This is a genomic window from Chromobacterium sp. S0633, assembly GCF_024158805.1.
Classification (GTDB): Bacteria; Pseudomonadota; Gammaproteobacteria; order Burkholderiales; family Chromobacteriaceae; genus Chromobacterium.
The window spans coordinates 191,221-209,309 of sequence record NZ_JAMZGH010000001.1 but is presented as its reverse complement, the minus strand read 5'-3'; the positions used below and the strand labels follow the sequence as shown (position 1 = coordinate 209,309).

20 protein-coding genes, 1 other RNA gene and 1 riboswitch are annotated in these 18,089 nt (G+C 64.8%); of the genes, 19 read left to right on the top strand and 2 right to left on the bottom strand.

Annotated features, from left to right (window positions below):
- Window positions 1–131: 131 nt before the first annotated feature.
- A riboswitch (cobalamin riboswitch) is annotated at window positions 132–377 on the top strand.
- 180 nt (window positions 378–557) lie between these two features.
- The 8 genes from NK214_RS01050 to NK214_RS01015 all read left to right on the top strand — a co-directional run bounded on the left by NK214_RS01050 (window position 558) and on the right by NK214_RS01015 (window position 5,534).
- Complete coding sequence (locus NK214_RS01050; protein ID WP_253313566.1) at window positions 558–2,408, top strand: TonB-dependent receptor domain-containing protein; 1,851 nt, start codon at window positions 558–560, stop codon at window positions 2,406–2,408.
- Between the two features lie 9 nt (window positions 2,409–2,417).
- A complete protein-coding gene (gene cobU, locus NK214_RS01045) occupies window positions 2,418–2,951 on the top strand; it encodes a bifunctional adenosylcobinamide kinase/adenosylcobinamide-phosphate guanylyltransferase (protein ID WP_107801136.1) in 534 nt (177 codons plus the stop codon).
- On the top strand, window positions 2,948–3,820 hold the full coding sequence (locus tag NK214_RS01040; protein ID WP_253313565.1) for a cobalamin-binding protein: 873 nt from the start codon (window positions 2,948–2,950) through the stop codon (window positions 3,818–3,820). The genes cobU and NK214_RS01040 overlap by 4 nt, the downstream gene beginning before the upstream one ends.
- Before the next feature lie 21 nt (window positions 3,821–3,841).
- The gene (locus NK214_RS01035; RefSeq protein WP_048409989.1) at window positions 3,842–4,051 is read left to right on the top strand and encodes a hypothetical protein; all 210 of its coding nucleotides are present in this window, start codon (window positions 3,842–3,844) and stop codon (window positions 4,049–4,051) included.
- Complete coding sequence (locus NK214_RS01030; protein ID WP_019101793.1) at window positions 4,048–4,359, top strand: cell division protein ZapA; 312 nt, start codon at window positions 4,048–4,050, stop codon at window positions 4,357–4,359. The genes NK214_RS01035 and NK214_RS01030 overlap by 4 nt, the downstream gene beginning before the upstream one ends.
- A gap of 31 nt (window positions 4,360–4,390) precedes the next feature.
- Window positions 4,391–4,574: non-coding RNA, 6S RNA (gene ssrS / locus NK214_RS01025), on the top strand.
- A 61-nt stretch (window positions 4,575–4,635) separates the two neighbouring features.
- The gene (locus tag NK214_RS01020; RefSeq protein ID WP_253313564.1) at window positions 4,636–5,211 is read left to right on the top strand and encodes a 5-formyltetrahydrofolate cyclo-ligase; all 576 of its coding nucleotides are present in this window, start codon (window positions 4,636–4,638) and stop codon (window positions 5,209–5,211) included.
- Window positions 5,202–5,534, top strand: a complete 333-nt coding sequence (locus NK214_RS01015) for a DUF1294 domain-containing protein (protein ID WP_253313563.1) — start codon at window positions 5,202–5,204, stop codon at window positions 5,532–5,534. Before NK214_RS01020 ends, NK214_RS01015 begins: the two co-directional genes overlap by 10 nt.
- On the opposite strand, the gene NK214_RS01010 is transcribed toward NK214_RS01015, so the two are convergent.
- The gene (locus NK214_RS01010; protein WP_235085075.1) at window positions 5,531–5,722 is read right to left on the bottom strand and encodes a hypothetical protein; all 192 of its coding nucleotides are present in this window, start codon (window positions 5,720–5,722) and stop codon (window positions 5,531–5,533) included. The genes NK214_RS01015 and NK214_RS01010 overlap by 4 nt on opposite strands.
- A 126-nt stretch (window positions 5,723–5,848) precedes the next feature.
- On the opposite strand from NK214_RS01010, the gene NK214_RS01005 reads away from it, so the two are divergent.
- The 8 genes from NK214_RS01005 (at window position 5,849) to NK214_RS00970 (ending at window position 13,704) form a co-directional block, all read left to right on the top strand.
- Window positions 5,849–6,313, top strand: coding sequence for an EVE domain-containing protein (locus NK214_RS01005; RefSeq protein ID WP_253313562.1), 465 nt, complete (start codon window positions 5,849–5,851; stop codon window positions 6,311–6,313).
- Complete coding sequence (locus NK214_RS01000; RefSeq protein ID WP_107801130.1) at window positions 6,307–7,116, top strand: sulfite exporter TauE/SafE family protein; 810 nt, start codon at window positions 6,307–6,309, stop codon at window positions 7,114–7,116. The genes NK214_RS01005 and NK214_RS01000 overlap by 7 nt, the downstream gene beginning before the upstream one ends.
- A gap of 167 nt (window positions 7,117–7,283) precedes the next feature.
- Window positions 7,284–8,237, top strand: a complete 954-nt coding sequence (gene pip / locus NK214_RS00995; protein WP_253313561.1) for a prolyl aminopeptidase — start codon at window positions 7,284–7,286, stop codon at window positions 8,235–8,237.
- Window positions 8,238–8,444: 207 nt separating this feature from the next.
- Window positions 8,445–8,834 (top strand): hypothetical protein, encoded by a 390-nt coding sequence (locus NK214_RS00990; protein ID WP_107801128.1) that lies wholly within the window; start codon window positions 8,445–8,447, stop codon window positions 8,832–8,834.
- A 177-nt stretch (window positions 8,835–9,011) separates the two neighbouring features.
- Complete coding sequence (gene leuS / locus NK214_RS00985; RefSeq protein WP_253313560.1) at window positions 9,012–11,630, top strand: leucine--tRNA ligase; 2,619 nt, start codon at window positions 9,012–9,014, stop codon at window positions 11,628–11,630.
- Window positions 11,631–11,712: 82 nt separating this feature from the next.
- A complete protein-coding gene (gene lptE, locus NK214_RS00980) occupies window positions 11,713–12,273 on the top strand; it encodes an LPS assembly lipoprotein LptE (protein WP_107801126.1) in 561 nt (186 codons plus the stop codon).
- Complete coding sequence (gene holA / locus NK214_RS00975; protein WP_107801125.1) at window positions 12,254–13,258, top strand: DNA polymerase III subunit delta; 1,005 nt, start codon at window positions 12,254–12,256, stop codon at window positions 13,256–13,258. The genes lptE and holA overlap by 20 nt, the downstream gene beginning before the upstream one ends.
- A gap of 56 nt (window positions 13,259–13,314) precedes the next feature.
- Window positions 13,315–13,704, top strand: a complete 390-nt coding sequence (locus NK214_RS00970) for a YidB family protein (protein ID WP_107801124.1) — start codon at window positions 13,315–13,317, stop codon at window positions 13,702–13,704.
- Window positions 13,705–13,962: 258 nt separating this feature from the next.
- Here the strand turns inward: NK214_RS00970 and NK214_RS00965 are convergent, their stop codons facing one another.
- Window positions 13,963–14,475, bottom strand: a complete 513-nt coding sequence (locus NK214_RS00965; RefSeq protein ID WP_253313559.1) for a YcnI family protein — start codon at window positions 14,473–14,475, stop codon at window positions 13,963–13,965.
- A gap of 210 nt (window positions 14,476–14,685) precedes the next feature.
- Between NK214_RS00965 and NK214_RS00960 the strand changes: the two genes are divergently transcribed.
- The 3 genes from NK214_RS00960 to NK214_RS00950 all read left to right on the top strand — a co-directional run bounded on the left by NK214_RS00960 (window position 14,686) and on the right by NK214_RS00950 (window position 17,941).
- Window positions 14,686–16,689, top strand: coding sequence for a prolyl oligopeptidase family serine peptidase (locus NK214_RS00960; RefSeq protein WP_253313558.1), 2,004 nt, complete (start codon window positions 14,686–14,688; stop codon window positions 16,687–16,689).
- The gene (locus NK214_RS00955; protein ID WP_253313557.1) at window positions 16,670–17,131 is read left to right on the top strand and encodes a YiiD C-terminal domain-containing protein; all 462 of its coding nucleotides are present in this window, start codon (window positions 16,670–16,672) and stop codon (window positions 17,129–17,131) included. The genes NK214_RS00960 and NK214_RS00955 overlap by 20 nt, the downstream gene beginning before the upstream one ends.
- 183 nt (window positions 17,132–17,314) lie before the next feature.
- Entirely contained in the window at window positions 17,315–17,941 is a 627-nt protein-coding gene (locus NK214_RS00950; protein WP_107801121.1) for a hypothetical protein, read from the top strand.
- Window positions 17,942–18,089: the final 148 nt, after the last annotated feature.

Here is an 18,089-nt window from a genome sequence, read left to right as displayed (position 1 = left end):
CTGGATGAGAGAGTGATTCAGCGGCGACTTTAAGCGATAGCCCGCCACCGGGGCAACCCGCAGCCGGTGGGCGATTTGATCCTAACTAAACATATTTCTTTTGGCGCCATCCCGTCGGGATGCTCTCCGGTATAATCCGGAACCTAGCAGGTGTCCGCGGCTCAAGCGCCGCGGATGAAACGGGAAGCCGGTGCAAGACCGGCGCTGCCCCCGCAACGGTAAGGCCTGGCGTGTGAAGCTGTTCAACCGAGTCGCGCTCGACGCGCGAGACGTTGAACCTCAACGCCCAGGCGATGCAAGGGCCACTGTCCATCGGATGGGAAGGCGCATCGCCGCAAGGCCGAGCCCGGAGACCGGCCTGCTGGCATGCGCGATCATGGAAACCACACTCGCGCCCGCCCAATGGCCGCCCGGAAGGCGGCCGCACTGGAGTATCGCGGGGAGGCGATCCGACAGACGGCCCGGCGCCCTGCCGCGGCGTCCCCCTTTTCATGCCTTCTTCGCACTCTTCCTAACCATGCCGCCCTGGCGGCCAGATTCCATGTGGAGTGTGTTTCATGTTCAAACCCCAACAATGCGCCTTGCTGGTCTCGCTGGCCTGCGCCGGCCAGGCCTATGCCGCCAATGTGCCCGAGTTCGCCGGGGATCCGGTAGTGGTGACGGCGGGCCGTGTGGCGCAACCGCTGTCGCGCACGCTAGCCGATGCGACCGTGATCACGCGCGAGGAAATCGAAGAAAGCGGGGCGCAAACCCTGCAACAAGTGTTGTCGCGTCAAGCGGCTGTTTCTATCGCCAGCAATGGCGGCCCAGGCAGCGCCAGCAGCATCTATATCCGCGGCAACAAGGATAGCCATACGGTGGTGCTGGTGGACGGCGTGCGAATTTATTCCGCCACGCTCGGTACCACGACGATTCAGAATATTCCATTGGCCCAGATCGAGCGCATTGAAATTCTGCGGGGGCCTGCGTCCAGTTTATACGGCGCAGACGCCATCGGCGGGGTGATTCAGATCTTCACTCGTAAAGGCGAGGGCGAGCCGCGATGGAACGCGGGGGTGGAGTTTGGCAGCCGAGGCACCGGCAAGCTAAGCGCCGGCGTAGCGGGGAAGTCGGGAAATACCGCTTATAGCCTGCAGTTGTCGCACGCTCAGTCCGATGGTTTTTCGGCGACGAATTCACGCAACACGGATTACTACAACCCGGACAACGATGGGTATCGCAATGATAGCTATGCCGCTAGCCTGACGCAGACCTTGTTGCCGGGCCATGATTTGACTGTGCGTCTATTCCAGACCTTTGCGGAGGCTGACATTGACTATACCAGTGCGTGGAAGGGGCAGGATCGCTCCAAGTCGCGCCTGGCTGGGCAGAGCGTTGAATCAAAAAATCGTTTCAACGATGTCTGGACAAGCACTCTGCGTTTTGCCCGCAGTCAGGACAAGTCCGAGGAGTTTCATAACGGCAATTTCGATCGACGTGCCAGCTTTTTTCAGACAACGCAGAACGAATGGCAATGGCAGAACGACTTGAATACCAAGGTTGGCGTATTTATTTTGGGCGCCTCCCATTTGGACCAGAAAATCGCTAGCGATGGTATCTATACCAAAAACACCCGCACCACCAATGCCGGATTCGTGAGCTACCAGTTGGAGTTGGGCAAGCATCTTCTGCAAGCTAGCCTTCGAAACGATCATGATGATCAATTCGGGGGGAAGATGACCGGTAAAGCCGGTTATGGCTATCGTTTCGCCGATGGTTGGCTTGCGCGTGTAGGTTATGGCACAGGGTATAAAGCACCGTCCTTTAACGATCTGTACTATCCGGGCAGCGGCAACCCCAATCTAAAGCCGGAAAGTTCAAAGAATACAGAGCTGGCCCTGCAATACCGAAAAGATGGCCGTTCGGCTAGCTTGACCCTATTCCAGAACAAAGTGGAGCAGTTGATTCAGTGGGCGCAAACCGACCCCACGGATTTCAATTCATGGCGCCCGAGCAATGTGGATCGCGCAACGATCCGGGGGCTGTCATTGGAGGCGGGGGCCCAATGGCTCAGTATCGACTGGCAAGGTAACTTGACGCTGATGGATGCGCGAGACGATAAGACAGGCAATTGGTTGGCAAACCGGCCGCGCCAGAGTGCCAGCGTATCCGCCGCCAAGCAGTGGGAAAAATGGACGCTGGGAGCGGAGCAGCAAGTCGCGTCGCGCCGAGCGGGAGATGCGGCTAATTCGGAGGCCAAAGCGCTGCATGGTTACGGCGTGACCAATATTTTTGCCAATTATCGTTTTGCCAAAAATTGGACTGCCACGGCTCGAGCGGACAATCTGTTCAATCGTGAATATGAAACCGCTTATGGGTACAACACCGGCGGACTGGGTGTTTTCCTTGGGGTTCGTTTCAGTCAGTAAGGAATTCCCATGCCCCACCTGATCACCGGCGGCGCGCGCAGCGGCAAGAGCCGCTACGCCGAAACCCTGGCCTTGGCCCACCCGGGTCCGGTCTGCTATCTGGCGACGGCCGAGCTGCGCGGCGGCGACGCCGAGTTCGCCGCTCGCGTCGAACACCATCGTCGACGGCGTCCGGCGGCGTGGTCGCAAGCGGAGGCCGGCCGCGGCTTGGCCGCCGAGCTGCTGCGTCGCGACGCGGCGGGCGGCCTACTCTTGGTCGACTGCCTGGGCATGTGGCTGATGCGCTTTTTCAACGAGGACGGCGGTTTCGACACCGCCGGTTTCGAACAGGAACGCGCCGCGCTGCTGGCGGCGCTGGAACAGGCCCGAGGCGAGGTGCTGCTGGTCAGCAATGAAATCGGCTGGGGCGTGGTGTCGGCCAATGCCCAGACCCGATGCTTCGTCGACGAGCTGGGGCGTGTGAACCAAGCGGTGGCGGCGGTCTGCCAGCGGGTGACGCTGGTGGCCTGCGGCTTGCCGCTGGTGTTGAAAGGCGAGATATGAGACGGTTGCCGGTTCTGGTCTTGCTGCTGGGCGCGCTGCCGGCTTTGGCGGCGGTCAGCGCCCAGGACGGCGGTGGCCAGACCATCACGCTGGCGCAGCCGGCGCAAAGGATTCTGACCCTGGTGCCGCACGCCACGGAAATGCTGTACGCGGTGGGCGCCGGCGACAAGCTGGTGGCCACGGTGGAACATAGCGACCATCCGGACGCCGCCAAGCGTTTGCCGCGGGTGGGCAGCTTCACCGGCTTCAGCCTGGAGGCGGTGATGCGGCAGCGGCCGGATCTGGTGGTGGCCTGGCGCGACGGCGGCGCGCCGCGCGAACTGGAGCGCTTGCGCAGCCTGGGCATTCCCGTCTATCTGAGCCACCCTTTGCAGCCGGACGACGTGGCCAAGGAAATGCTGGCCTTGGGGCGGCTGGCGGGCGTGGACGCCGCCGCCGGCAAGGCGGCCGCGAGTTATCGCCAGCGCCTGGCCGAGTTGCGCCGGCGTTACGGCGCGCGCGCGCCGGTGCGGGTGTTCTATCAAGTCAGCCAAACGCCCATTTTCACCGTCAGCGATCAAAGCTTCATGGGGCCGCTGATCAGCTTGTGCGGCGGCGTCAACGTGTTTGGCGATGTCCGGCAGCCGGCGCCGCAAGTGTCCGCCGCCACCGTGGTGGCCGCGCGTCCGCAGGCCATTCTGGCCGGCGACGAGGCCAGCCTGCGGATGTGGCGTCGTTGGCAAACGCTGCCGGCGGTGGCCAAAGACGCCTTGTTCGCCTTGCCGGGCGACGCCATGGTCGTGCCCGGCCCGCGGCTGGTGGACGGCGCGGCGGCCCTGTGTCTCGCGCTGGACACAGCGCGGCAGCGGCTGGGTTTGACGGCCAAGTGAGCGCCGGCTATCCTCGCCGCCATGGACAAGGAACTGGAATATCTCGAGTCGCGGGTGACGGCGTTGGTGGCGCGCATTCGCGAACTTGAAACACAAAACGGCCGTTTTGCCGAAGCGCTGTCCGAAGCGCTGCGCGACAATGCGGAGCTGAACTTCAGAGTGAACGAAACCCGCGCGCGGGTGGCGGCTCTGGTCGAGCGCCTGCCCAAGGCGTCGGAGGATGCGGAATGAGCGACGTGGCTCAGGTTGAAATCGAACTGCTGGGACGTTCCTTCACCATCGGCACCCCGGCGGAAGAAAAGGAAACGCTGCAAGAGGCGGTGCGTCTGCTGGCCGGCAAGATCGAAATGATCCAGCAGCACGGCAAGGTGATGGACGCCGACAAGATCGCCATCATGGCCGCCTTGAACATCGCCCACGATTTGTTGAAGACAAAAGTGGGAGAGGGCTTGGAGATGGCGGCGTTTCAGCGTAAAATACGCAGTATGAGCGAAGCAGCCGACCAGGCGCTCCGCGAAAGCCAGCAAGCGCTGTTTTAAACCGCAGCCAGCTGGCGAACACCAAGGTCAGTACCCCCTGCGGTGTTTGTGAAGGCACACAATTCCTTTGTACCAATGCGTTCGCTTCAGGCTGCCAGCGTGAGTCATGGGCGTGCCGCGTCCTCTTGAGGATGCGCCCGAAATGACTGGCAGGCGGCCCTCCCTGGAAACAGGGTACAAGCGAATTTTGCCCGAACGACACTCGCGGGGGCTCCCCCCTCTGCCATGACCGCACCCTCTCTTGTTTCCGATCCGTTTCCCGTCGACAAGCCCGCATTGCGCAGGAAAATTCGCCGCGCGCGTCAGGCTCTGAGCGCTTCTTACCGTTTGCAGGCGATGCGGGCGATCGCGCGTCACGCCTCGCGGCTGCTCAAGCGAGGCAAGCGCGTGGGCGCTTATCTGGCCGCCGGTTCGGAGCTGGATCTGGAAATCCTGATGAGCGCAGCGCTGTGGCGCGGCGCGGAAGTCTATCTGCCGCAGATTCCGCGGCGCGGCCGCCGGCTGTGGTTCAGCCGTCTGGGCGCGGCTGACCGCTGGTATCTGCATCCGCGCTACCGGATCGCCGAATACGATGGTCCGGCGCTGCGCGCCGAACGGCTGGACGTGTTGTTTGTGCCGCTGCTGGCCATCGACGACGAGGGCTATCGCATGGGGCAGGGCGGCGGCTTCTACGACACCACGCTGGCCTTCCGCCAGCGCGCGCGCTTGTTCGGCAAGCCCTTGCTGGTGGGCGTGGCCTACGATTGCCAGCGCGTCGAGCGCGTGCCGCGCGAGCCCTGGGACGTCCGGCTGGATTATTTGCTGACCGAATCCGGTTTGCGCCGGCTGCCTTTGAGTCCTCTATGCCGATAGCCATCGTCTTCCTGGCCGTTTTGCCGGCCTTGGCCCTGCTGGGGCGGCTGGAGTGGGCGGTGGCGTGGCTGTATCTTAGCTTGAGCCTGCTCTGCTTCATTCTGTACTGGCGCGACAAGCGGGCGGCGGAGCGCGGCGGGCCGCGCACGCCGGAAGCCCGGCTGCTGTGGCTGGGTGTGCTATGCGGCTGGCCCGGCGGCCTGATGGCGCGCCGGCTGTTTCGCCACAAAACCGTCAAGCAGCCGTTCCGGCTGCTGTTCTGGTGCGGCGCGGCGCTGAATCTGGTCTTGCTGGGCGGCTGGCTGTATCTGCGCGCGGCTTAGCGCCAGGGGCGGCGGCCGTAGTCGCCGTAATAGCCGTAGACGGGCGTCACCACGACGGGCGCCGGGCGCACCACCACCGGCGCGGGTCTGACGACTACCGGCGCCGCCCGGGGCGGCACCACCACGCAGGCGCTCAAGGCGCCGCTCAGCAACAGGCCCATCACCAGCTGTTTTTCATGCGTTTTCATGGTCTTCCCTTTCCATATCGCTTCAGAACCCCCTTTCGGGGCGGTGAAGACAGCCTAAGCCGCAATCTTTCCAGTAAGATTGAGCAAGCGTTAACCCTTTCCCTGACTGATTAACAGACATTGCCCATGCGATACTGGCTGATGAAGTCCGAACCGGACGATACCTCGATCGACGATCTCGCCGCCGAGCCCGAACGCTTGTTCGAGTGGACCGGCGTGCGCAATTACCAGGCGCGCAACTTCATGCGCGACGGCATGCAAGAGGGGGACCGGCTGCTGTTCTGGCACTCGTCCTGCCCGGAGCCGGGCGTGGCCGGCCTGGCGGAAATCGCCGCTGCCGCGCATCCGGACTCCAGCCAGTTCGACCCGGAAAGCCCTTACTACGACCCCAAGTCCTCTCCCGACGCGCCGCGCTGGCTGGCGGTGGACGTACGTTTCCTGCGCAAGACCCGGCTGCTGTCCCCGGCCGAGCTGCGCCGACACCCGCCGCTGGCGGAGATGACGGTGCTCAAGCGCGGCAACCGGCTGTCCATCACTCCGCTGAGCGAGGACGAATGGCGCTATATCACTGAACAGCTGCTGGCATGCTGAGCGTGCCGCTGATTCTGGCGCTGCTGGCCTGCGGCGCGGTGGCCGGCTTTCTGGCCGGCCTGCTCGGCGTCGGCGGCGGCCTGGTCATCGTGCCCGTGGTGTTGGGGGTCTTGTCCGCCGCGCATTTGGGCGGCGACCATGCTCAGCATCTGGCGGTGGGCACCTCGCTGGCGGTAATGGTGTTCACCAGCCTGTCCAGCGTGCGCGCTCATCACAAAAAGGGCGCGGTGGACTGGCGCATTGTGCGGGCGATGGCGCCGGCGATGGTGGTCGGCACCTTGCTGGGCAGCCTGATCGCCGGCGCGATTTCCGGGCTGGCGTTGAAATGGTTCTTCGTCGGCTACGCCTACCTGGTCGCCGTGCAGATGTTCTTCAATCTCAAGCCGCAAGCCAGCCGTGGAATGCCGGGCCAGGCCGGGCAGTGGGGCGCGGGCGGCGCGATAGGCATGATCTCCAGCTGGGTGGGCATAGGCGGCGGTTCGATGAGCGTGCCCTATATGAGCTGGTGCAATGTGCCGGTGCACACCGCCATCGCCACCAGCGCGGCCTTGGGCTGGCCCATCGCCGTGTCCGGCGCCGTCGGCTATCTCTACAGCGGCTGGAGCGTTGCCGGCTTGCCGGCAGGCGCCTTGGGTTTTATCTACCTGCCGGCGATGCTGGCGCTGATGCTGATGACGGTGCTGATGGCGCCGCTGGGCGCGCGCGCCGCGCACAAGCTGCCGGTGGCCCGTTTGAAGCAGGTGTTCGCCGCCTTGATGGCGACGATGGCCAGTGAGATGTTGTATAGCCTGCTGCGCGGCTAAGAACCTGTTCATAGCCTGCGGTGCTTCGGCGATACGGCGTTAAAAACCAGCTCAAAATGCTCAGTACCCCTCGTACATTCCGCTTTTTCGCTAATTTTCGCCTTGTCTCGCTCTGGCTCGCGAGACTTTGAACAGGCTCTAAGAAACCGACTTTTGATGGAGAAGCCATGCTGTATCCGCCGATAGAACCGTTTGCCAGCGGCATGCTGCCGCTGGACGGCTTGCATTCCATGTACTGGGAGCAGTGCGGCCAGCCGCAGGGGTATCCGGTCCTCTATCTGCACGGCGGACCCGGAGACGGCTGCGTGCCGGCCTGCCGCCAGTTGTTCGACCCCGGTTTTTACCGCGCGGTGCTGTTCGATCAGCGCGGCAGCGGCCGCTCCTCGCCGCGCGGCGAGCTGCGCGACAACAGCACCGCCCATCTGGTGGCGGACATCGAGCGGCTGCGCGAGCAACTGGGCATAGAGCGCTGGCTGGTGTTCGGCGGCTCCTGGGGCTGCACGCTGGCGCTGGCTTACGCCCAGGCGCATCCGGAGCGGGTCAGCGGCCTGATTCTGCGCGGCATTTTCCTGGGTGAGCGCCGCGAGATCGACTGGTTTCTGCACGGCATGGGTCAGTTCTTTCCCGAGGAGTGGCAACGCTTCGTCGCGCCCATCCCGGAGGCGGAGCGCGGCGACTTGCTGGCCGCCTATTACCGGCGGCTGACCGACCCGGACCCGGCGGTGCACCTGCCGGCCTGCCGCGCCTGGGGACGTTACGAGGGCGCTTGCGTCGCGCTGCGCCCCAATGCCGACGCCGCTGAGCGCGCCGGCAGCGAATACGTGGCCTTGTCGCTGGCGCGGCTGGAGGCCCATTACTTCGTCAACCGCGTGTTTTTGCCGGAAGGCGCGCTGCTGGACGGGCTGGCGCGCATCCGCCACATTCCCGCCGCCATCGTGCAAGGCCGTTACGACGTGGTCTGCCCGCCCTCCACCGCGCTGAGGCTGGCCCAGGCCTGGCCGCAGGCCCACTACGAACTGGTGGAAGCCGCCGGCCACTCTGTGTGGGAGCCGGGCATACTCGAGGCGCTGCTGCGGCAACTGGAGCGCTTCCGCGACGCCCATCTGGCCGGCCGGGTCTAAGAACGTGTTTACGCTCCCGCGAGCGAAGGCGAGACAAGGCGAAAACGCTTGAAGAAGCGGAATGCACAGGTGGCGCATGAGCATCCTGAAAGCGTTTTCAACGCCGTATCGCCGAAGCGCGGCAGACTTTGAATCGCTTCTAAGCCCGCGCAACTATTTGGCGCGTGGGCCGGTCGAATCTGGTTTTCGACAAGGAAAGACTGGCAATTGAAAACCATCGTTCTCTGCGCCGCGGCCTTACTGGCCGGAATGCCCGCCGCCGCCTCCGCCTATAGCGACGAGACGCGCTTCCCCTTTGCCGGCCAGCCCGGCGAACTGCCGCTGGAAGTGGTGTTGCGCTTCGCCAAGAACCGGCTGGGCGAAGACGGCCAGTTCGAATACCGCAGCCTGAAAGTGATCCAGACCAGCCCGCCGGAAGCCTTCGACAAGGCCAGCATCGCGCTGCTGCGCGAAGGCCTGATGGACGACAGCGTCAAGGGCATGCGCCAGCGCTTCCAGCTCTCCCGCGAAGGCAATGTCTGGACCATACGCTCGGTGAAGGAGGATTTCTCCTGCTGGCGCGGCCGCAAAGGCTGGGGCGTCAAGCCCTGCCCTTGACGGCGACGGGTCAAGGAGCCGGCCAAGCATTTGTTTTTTTGGGGTCTTATCGCGGAAGCGAAGACGCCGTTATAATGGGGGCAACCTTTTTGCGGACGGGCTATCCGGAGCGGAGCGCATCACTGGCGCCTCCGGGCAGCCCGCCTTTTGTATTTCAGAGTCCAGATAAAGATCGCCATGCAAGAACAATACAGCCCGCGCGCGGTGGAAGCCGCCGCCCAGCAGAAATGGCAGAAGACTGCCGCTTTCAAAGCCGTGGAAGACGCGTCGCGTCCCAAATACTACGCGCTGTCGATGTTCCCCTATCCGTCCGGCAAGCTGCACATGGGCCATGTGCGCAACTACACCATCACCGACGTGCTGGCCCGCTTCAAGCGTCTGCAAGGCTTCAACGTGCTGCAGCCCATGGGTTGGGACGCCTTCGGCCTGCCGGCCGAGAACGCCGCGATGAAAAACGGCGGCGCGCCGGCGGCCTGGACCTACGCCAACATCGAATACATGAAGCAGCAGCTGGACAGCCTGGGCTTTGCGCTGGACTGGGACCGCGAGCTGGCCACCTGCAAGCCGGACTACTACCGCTGGGAACAGTGGCTGTTCACCCGTTTGTTTGAAAAAGGCGTGATCTATAAGAAAAACGGCGTGGTCAACTGGGACCCGGTGGATCAGACCGTGCTGGCCAACGAGCAAGTGGTGGACGGCCGCGGCTGGCGTTCCGGCGCGCTGGTGGAAAAGCGCGAAATCCCGATGTACTACTTCCGCATCACCGACTACGCCGAGCAGCTGCTGGCGGATCTGGACAAGCTGGACGGCTGGCCGGAACAGGTCAAGACCATGCAGCGCAACTGGATAGGCAAGAGCTTCGGCTCCGACGTGGCCTTCGCCTACGACGAAGCCAGCATCGGCCACGCCGGCCAGCTCAAGGTCTACACCACCCGTCCCGACACCCTGATGGGCGCCACCTATGTGGCGGTGGCCGCCGAACACCCGCTGGCCAGCCAGGCCGCGGCCGGCAACGCCGAGCTGCAAGCCTTCATCGCCGAATGCAAGGCCGGCTCCGTGGCCGAGGCCGACGTGGCCAAGATGGAAAAGAAGGGCATGGACACCGGCCTGTTCGTCGTTCATCCGCTGACCGGCGCCAAGCTGCCGGTATGGGTGGCCAACTACGTGCTGTGGGGTTACGGCGAAGGCGCGGTGATGGCGGTGCCGGCGCATGACGAGCGCGATTTCGAGTTCGCCAACAAATACCGCTTGCCGATCCAGCAGGTCTACGCGCCGGCCAGCGGCGAAGACAACTTCGATGCCGCCGCCTGGCAGGACTGGTACGCCGCCAAGGACGACAGCATCCGCACCGTGGGCAGCGGCAAATACGACGGCCTGAACTTCGCCGCCGCCTTCGACGCCATCGTCGGCGATCTGGAAGCCAAGGCCTCCGGCCAGAAGAAAACCCAATACCGCCTGCGCGACTGGGGCATCTCCCGCCAGCGCTACTGGGGCTGCCCTATCCCCATCATCCACTGCCAGAGCTGCGGCGATGTGCCGGTGCCGGAAAAAGACCTGCCGGTGACGCTGCCGGAGAACGTGATTCCGGACGGCGCCGGCTCCCCGCTGGCCAAGATGCCGGAATTCTACGAAACCAGCTGCCCAAAATGCGGCGGCGCGGCCAAGCGCGAAACCGACACCATGGACACCTTCGTCGAGTCCAGCTGGTACTACGCGCGCTACGCCTCGCCCAAGTGCGACACCGCGATGGTGGACAAGAAGGCGGCCGACTACTGGCTGCAAGTGGACCAGTACGTGGGCGGCATCGAACACGCCATCCTGCACCTGCTGTACGCGCGCTTCTTCCACAAGCTGATGCGCGACGAGGGCCTGGTGTCCAGCGACGAGCCGTTCAAGAGCCTGCTGACCCAGGGCATGGTGGTGTGCGAAACCTTCTATCGCGAACTGCCCAACGGCGCCACCGACTGGATCGCGCCGCAGGACGTGGTGCTGGAGCGCGACGCCAAGGGCAAGATCGTGGCCGCCAAGCATCGCGTGGACGGCCTGCCGGTCGTGGTGGGCGGCATCGAGAAAATGTCCAAGTCCAAGAACAACGGCGTGGACCCGCAGGAATTCATTGAAAACTACGGCGCGGACACCGCCCGTCTGTTCATGATGTTCGCCGCGCCGCCGGAGCAGAGCCTGGAATGGTCGGACGCCGGCGTGGAAGGCGCGTTCCGCTTCCTCAAGCGCTTGTGGAAGGCGGCGAACGAGCATGTCGCAACCGGCCTGGCGCCGGCTTACAGCGGCGGCGAACTGAGCGCCGGCCTGAAAGACCTGCGCTTCAAGCTGCACGCCACCATCCAGAAAGTGGCCGACGACTACGGCCGCCGCCAGCAATTCAACACCGCCATCGCCGCGGTGATGGAACTGCTGAACACCTACGACAAGACCGACACCTCCGGCGACGCCGGCCGCGCCGTGGCGCAGGAAACGCTGGAAGCCGTGACGCTGTTGCTGTCCCCCATCGTGCCGCATATCTGCGACGCGTTGTGGAACGCCTTGCGTCCGGGCAGCGAATTGCTGCAACAAGCTTGGCCGAAAGTGGACGAGAGCGCGCTGATCAAGAGCGAGATCGAACTGATGGTGCAAGTGGGCGGCAAGCTGCGCGGCAGCGTCACCGTGGCCGCCGACGCGGCCAAGGACGCGATCGAGGCGGCGGCGCTGGCGCATGAAAACGTGCAGAAGTTCATGGAAGGCAAACCGGCCAAGAAAATCATCGTGGTGCCGGGCCGCCTGGTCAACATCGTGGTGTAAACCGGCGTGGCTTAGGCTCCGGGACGCGGATCGCGCCCCGGGCCGGGCCAGGCAAGCATTGTTTCCCGATAAGGAATCGCGAATGAGACTTTCCCTGCAATGGCTGTGGCTGGCGCTGCTGGCCCTTACGCTGAGCGCCTGCGGCTTCCACCTGCGCGGCCTGGGCGGCCCGATGAAGCCGCTGCCGTTCGCCTCGATGTATTTCGATGGCGGCAACACCGCGGTGGCCGGCGACGTGCGCACCGTGCTGGCGCGCGACCCGCGTCTGCAAGTGCTGGGCAATCCCAAGCAGGCCGAGGCGGTGGTGACCATCCTCAGCGAAAATCAGTCCAAGGACATCCTGACCCTGAACGTGGGCGGCAAGATCAACGAGTACCAGCTGACTTACACCGCCGTGGTGCGCACCGTGCTGTTCGGCGTGCCGGTGGAGCCGGACATGACGGTGGTCGTGCGCCGCAGCATGAACTACTCCGACAGCGCCATCCTCGGCAAGGAGCAGGAAGAAGCGCTGATCTGGGCCGACGCCCGCCGCGACGCGGCCGAGCAGATCGTGCGCCGGCTGGCCTATCTGAAAAAGCCGGCCGCCGCGCCGCTGACCGGCCCGCAAAGCCTGAAGCCCGCCGATGCCCAGCCTAAGCCCTGACGCGCTGATCGCGGCGTTGGGCAAGGGCCTGGCGCCGCTTTACCTGATCCACGGCGAGGAAGCGCTGCTGGCGCTGGAAGCCGCCGACGCGCTGCGCCAGGCGGCGCGCGAGCAAGGCTATCAGGAGCGCGAAGTGCTGACGGTGGAGGCTGGTTTCGATTGGTCGCAATTGCGCGACGCGATGAGCAGCGTCTCGCTGTTCGCCGAGCGCAAGCTGCTGGAAATCCGCATCCCCAACGGCAAACCCGGCACCGAAGGCGCGGAAGCGCTGCAACAGCTGGCGGCGCAGCCGCCGCAGGACACGGTGACCTTGATCACCCTGCCCAAGCTGGAGCGCGCGCAGCAGCAGTCCAAATGGTTCCAGGCGCTGGAAAAGCTGGCGGTGACGGCGGAGGCCCGCCTGGTGGGGCGCGCCGAGCTGCCCGGCTGGATCACGCGCCGGCTCAAGGCCCAGGGCCAGGTGCTGGGCGGCGAGGCGCTGGCCTTCTTCGTCGATCGCGTGGAGGGCAATCTGCTGGCCGCGCGCCAGGAAGTGGACAAGCTGGCCTTGTTGTATCCGGCCGGCGAACTGACGCTGGAGCAACTGCGCGCCGCGGTGGCCAATGTGGCCCGCTTCGACGTGTTCCATCTGTCCGAATCCTGGCTGGCCGGCGACGTGCCGCGGGTGCTGCGCATGCTGGACGGCCTGATGGCCGAAGGCGAGGCGCCGGTGCTGGTGTTGTGGTCGCTGACCGAAGACGTGCGCATGTTGCTGCGTCTGCGCCAGGGCCTGAAGGATGGGCGCAACGCGCGCGACATGGCGCGCGAACTGCGTTTGTGGGGCGACAAGCAGCGTCTGGCCGAACCGGCCTTGCGCCGCATCGGCCCGCGCAAGCTGATGACCGCGCTGGACGAATGCGCGCGCATAGACCGTCAGATCAAGGGCGTGGAAGTCGGCGACCCCTGGCAGACCATGCGCGGGCTGGCGGGCCTGCTGGCTGCTTGAGCCAGCGGGACATTCACCAAGATTCGCGCCCCGTGCGCGGCAAACAGGAGAGCACCATGGCTTTATTCGATACCTTGAGCGGTTTGCTGTCCGGCGGCGCGGAAGGCGGCGCCGGCGAAGCCCTGCAAAGCTTGTTGCAACAACAAGGCGGCTTGTCCGGACTGCTGGAACAGTTCCAGCAAGGCGGTCTGGGCGAGCTGGTGTCTTCGTGGGTGGGGCAGGGCGGCAATCTGCCGGTGTCCGCCGAGCAGATCCAGCAAGTACTGGGCGGCGATCAACTCGCCGGCATCGCGGAAAAAGTGGGCCTGGACCAGGGGCAAGTGTCGCAATTGGTGGCCGAACATCTGCCCGGTCTGGTGGACAAGCTGACCCCCAACGGCCAGCTGCCGCAGGGCGATGATTTGCTGTCCCAGGGCGCGGATCTGCTCAAAGGCTTATTCCGCTGATCCCTCCCATCCATGCAACAACGCCGGCCGCGAGAGACTCGCCGCCGGCGTTTTTCATGCCTCTGGCCGGCCCGCTTGCAAGCGGGATCAGGCCGGCGCAAGGAATCCGTTCCGAGAACGTGTTTACGATCTCGCGCGCTAAGGCGAGACAAGGCGAAAACCGCTGAGGAAGCGGAATGTACATAAGGCACATGAGCGTTTCCAAGGTGCACTCACCGAGCCACGTTCCACGACGCGCAGCAGATCGTAAATAGATTCTTAATGATGATGACCGGCCGCGCCGGCGGTCACCGTCAGCTCCGCCGCCGGGCTTTTCAAGTCATGGGCGTCCTGGCCGGGGGCCGGAATGTCCGCCCAATTGGTTTCGCCCTGTTCGCACAGCTGTTTCACCTTGAAGTAGAGCTTGCCCGGCTGGGCGGCGATCTTGGCCTGGAATACGAACTCATCGTAGAAATTGGACGGCAGCTTGCCGCCCTTCCAGGTGATGCGGCTCACATCCTCGCTCACCTTGCGGCCGTAATTGTCGAAAGGCTTGACCGCGCTCTTGCTCACCTCCACCTCCCAGCCGGCTTTCGGCATCGGCTGCGCCAGATGCACGCCCTCCGGCATTTCCACGCTGATGGCGGTGGTGGGGCTGCCGTTGCAGCCATGGCCGATTTTCAGCACGCCCTTGTAATAGCCGCCGCTGGCGGCGGTGGGCGTTTCCAGGGTGACGTGGGCGAGGGCGGAGCCGGAAGCGGCCAGCAAGGCCAGCAGGGCGATCTTTTTCATCGTAGCTCTTTGCGGATCAGGGTTAGCGCGCGTGTCGGCCATTGGCGGCGACAAATGCGAATGAGGATTAGCCGCATCAGTTTAGCGCCTGCTCATCCCCCTAGCATGCGACAAAGTGTCGCAGAGTCGGCATGAGAATAATGCAAATTGCGATGGCTTTGTCATGGCCGCTATACTGGTCGCCCGCCCAATGGTTCAGGAGTCGTCATGATGGTCCGTGCCTTATCCACCGCAGCGTTGATGATGTTGTCCACTCATGACTGTGCCGCCGGCGGCTACAGCGGCCTTGGCGCCGCCAGCGTCAGCGCGGAGGAGGTGGCGCGCTACCGCGCCGCGCCCTTGCCGGCGGAGCTGAGCCGCAAAGTGCAGAATATGCTGGACCTGCGCGCGCCCGGCGCCGGCGTGCTGTCCCCGGACGGCAAGGCCTTGTATTTCAGCTGGCGCGTCACCGGCGTGCCGCAGGTCTGGAGGCTGGACGGTCCGCAACGCTTTCCGGTGCAGCTTACCGGCGGCGAAGACGCCACCCTGATCCAGGACGTCAGTCCGGACGGGCGCTGGCTGGTGCTCAGCCGCGACCGCAAGGGCGAGGAAAATCCCGGCCTCTATCTGCAAGCCGCCGCCGGCGGCGCGCTGCGCGAAGTCCAGCACAAGCCCGGCGTGCAGACCCAGTTCCAGTTTCTCAGCAAGGACGGCCAATGGCTGTACTACCGCAGCAACGACGAGCGGGCCGACAGCTACACCCTGTATCGCTATCGGCTGGCCGACGGCCGCCGCGAGCGTCTGTTCGGCGATCGCGGGGCCTGGAGCATCGCCGATCACCGCGACGACGGCCGTCTATTGCTGCAAAAGACGCTGAGCAACGCCAGCGCGGAATTCTATTTATGGACGCCGGACGGCAAAGCCTTGCAGCCGCTGCTGGGCCAGGGCGAGGCCGTCGACTATCGGATGGACTTCGGCCTGCGCGACGGCGAATACCTGGTGCGCAGCAATAAGTTCGGCGAATACCACCGTCTTTATCTGTGGAGCGCCGGCGTCTTCCAGGCGCTGACGCCGGAAGCGCGCGGCGACGTGGAAAACCTCAACATCGACCATGAGCGGGGCCGCGTCTACTACACGCTGAGCCAGGATGGTTACGGCAAGGCCTTGGCGCTGGACGGCCGCCGCGGCTATCGCGCGCTGAAGCTGCCGGCCTTCCCTGGCGCGGCCCAGGTCAACGTCGTCAACCTCAGCCGCGACGGCCGCTACGTCAACTTCAGCGTGGAAACCGACACCGCGCCGGCCAGCAGCCATGTTTGGGACAGCAAGCGCGGCAAGCTCAGCCAGTGGCTGTTGCCGTCCGCGCCGGAGCTGGATACCCGGGGCTTCGCCAAGGTCAGCCTGGAAAGCTACCCGGCGCGCGACGGCACGCCGATTCCGATGTTCGTGCGCCGGCCGACGCGCTGCGCGGCCACGCCCTGCCCGGTGGTGGTCCACTTTCACGGCGGGCCGGAGAGCCAGAGCCGGGCCGGCTTCTTGCCGCAGGCCCAGTTATTCGTCGACGCCGGCTTCATCTATGTGCAGCCCAATGTGCGCGGCTCCGTCGGCTACGGCAAGAGCTGGCTGGACAGCGACAACGGTCCGCGCCGGCTGCAAGTGCTGTCCGATATCGAAGACGCCGCGCGCTACATCCGCAGCCAGTGGGGCGCGGACGGCGTGGCGCCCAAGATCGGGGTGATGGGCGGCAGCTACGGCGGCTATTCCACACTGGCGGCGATGACCATCTTCGCCGGCGCCTACGACGCCGGCGTGTCCAATGTCGGCATCGCCAACCTGGTCAGCTTCCTGCAAAACACCGCGCCCTACCGCCGCGCGCTGCGGGCCGCCGAATACGGCGACCTGGAGCGCGACCGCGCCGCGCTGGAGCAATTGTCGCCCATCAATCACATCGACAAGCTGCGCGCTCCGCTGCTGATCATCCAGGGCGTTAGCGATCCGCGAGTGCCGGTGGGCGAGGCGCTGCAAATGTACCGCGCGATGGCCGGCAAGGGCGTGGACGGCGGCCTGATCCTGTTCCCGGACGAAGGCCACGGCGCGGCCAAACGGGAAAACCAGGTGCTGCAACTGGGCCATAGCCTGTGGTTTTTCCAGCGCCACCTCTTGGGGCAGAATGAGAGCGGCGGCGCCAAAGCCGGGCGTGCCGAATCGGGAGAACAACATGAGTCCACAGGCGCTTGAAGACTACCTCCATCAACACATCCCGCTGTCCGCCGCGATGGCGGTCAGCGTGGCCGAGGCCAGCGGCGAGCGCGTGATCCTGAGCGCGCCGCTGGCGCCCAATATCAACCACCGCGCCACCGTGTTCGGCGGCAGCGCCTCGGCGGCGGCCATCCTCGCCGCCTGGTGCCTGGTGTTCATGCGCCTGCGCGAGCGCGGCCTGGCCGGCCGCGTCATCATTCACGGCAACGACATGCGCTACGACAAGCCCATCGTCGCCGACTTTCTCGCCCGCGCCGCCGCGCCGGACGCCGCCGATTGGGACAAGCTGGAGCGGGCTTTGCGGCGCGGACGCATGGGGCGCTTGCGGCTTGCCGTGGCGCTGGAGTGCGGCGGCGAAGCGGTGGGCAGCCTGAACGGCGAGTTCGTGGTGCTGCCCGGCGAAGGAGATTCCCAGCACTGAAGCCCCCCCGGCGCAGCGCTATCGCTTATCAAACTTTAAATCCAATCTGAATAGCTTATTTTTTGTGCTAAAAAGAAATATCTTGTGCCGGGTTGGGTTGAGCGATAGCCAAAATAACCGCGCCCCGGCGTTGTCGGCCGCAGCCGCGCCGCAACGCCAGCGGACGCAGGCTGGGGGAGGCCGATGGCTTCAAAAGCGCAAAAAGAGCTGGAACTGGTGCTGCGTTTATTGCAGCGCAAGGGTTTGCACGCAGTGGACCGGCAGTCCTGGCCGCCGCCGCTGCCGGATGTGGGCGCCACCCTCAGCGACGGCCGGCGGATCGCTTTCGAAGTGACGGAAGTGCATGCGGACGAGCACTTGTTCGGCGGCGGCAAGGGCTGTCTGCGCGCCCGCGAAGTGCGCCAGGCGCAGCAGGGCGAGGATGCGGCGATCAGCGTGCCCAACGCGCCCATCGCCGCGATCAAATACCGTATCCAAGCCAAGTGCGTGAAGCGCTACGCGGCCAAGCCCGGCTATGAATTGAGCCTGCTGCTGGCGGCCAATATCCCGCAGTTCGGCGGCGTGGCCGCCACCACCCTGTTTCCCGCCTTCATCCAGGAAGCGGCGCTGACCGCCGCCACCCATCATCTGTTGGAGTCGTCCGCCTTCGAGCGCGTCTACCTGCATCTGATCCAGCCCGGCGTTTTGTACGAGTGGAGCAAGCAAGACGCCTGGGTGGAAATGGCCAAAACAACGGAGGAGGGCGTCCGTCCGCCTTTTTGGGCGGAACCCATGCTCGGCGGCGTCTGTTGGCAAGGCGGCGCGTCCTGAAGGTTAGGACGCGCGTTTTCATTCCGGCTCGTGTTTGCGGGAGCCGTCGTTCCACACACTCCTTAAGCGTGACGCGCAAGGAAAGGCGGCGAGGCTTGGTGGGTATCGCCTATCGGCTCCACCCACCCTACAAATACCCCCGACCAAA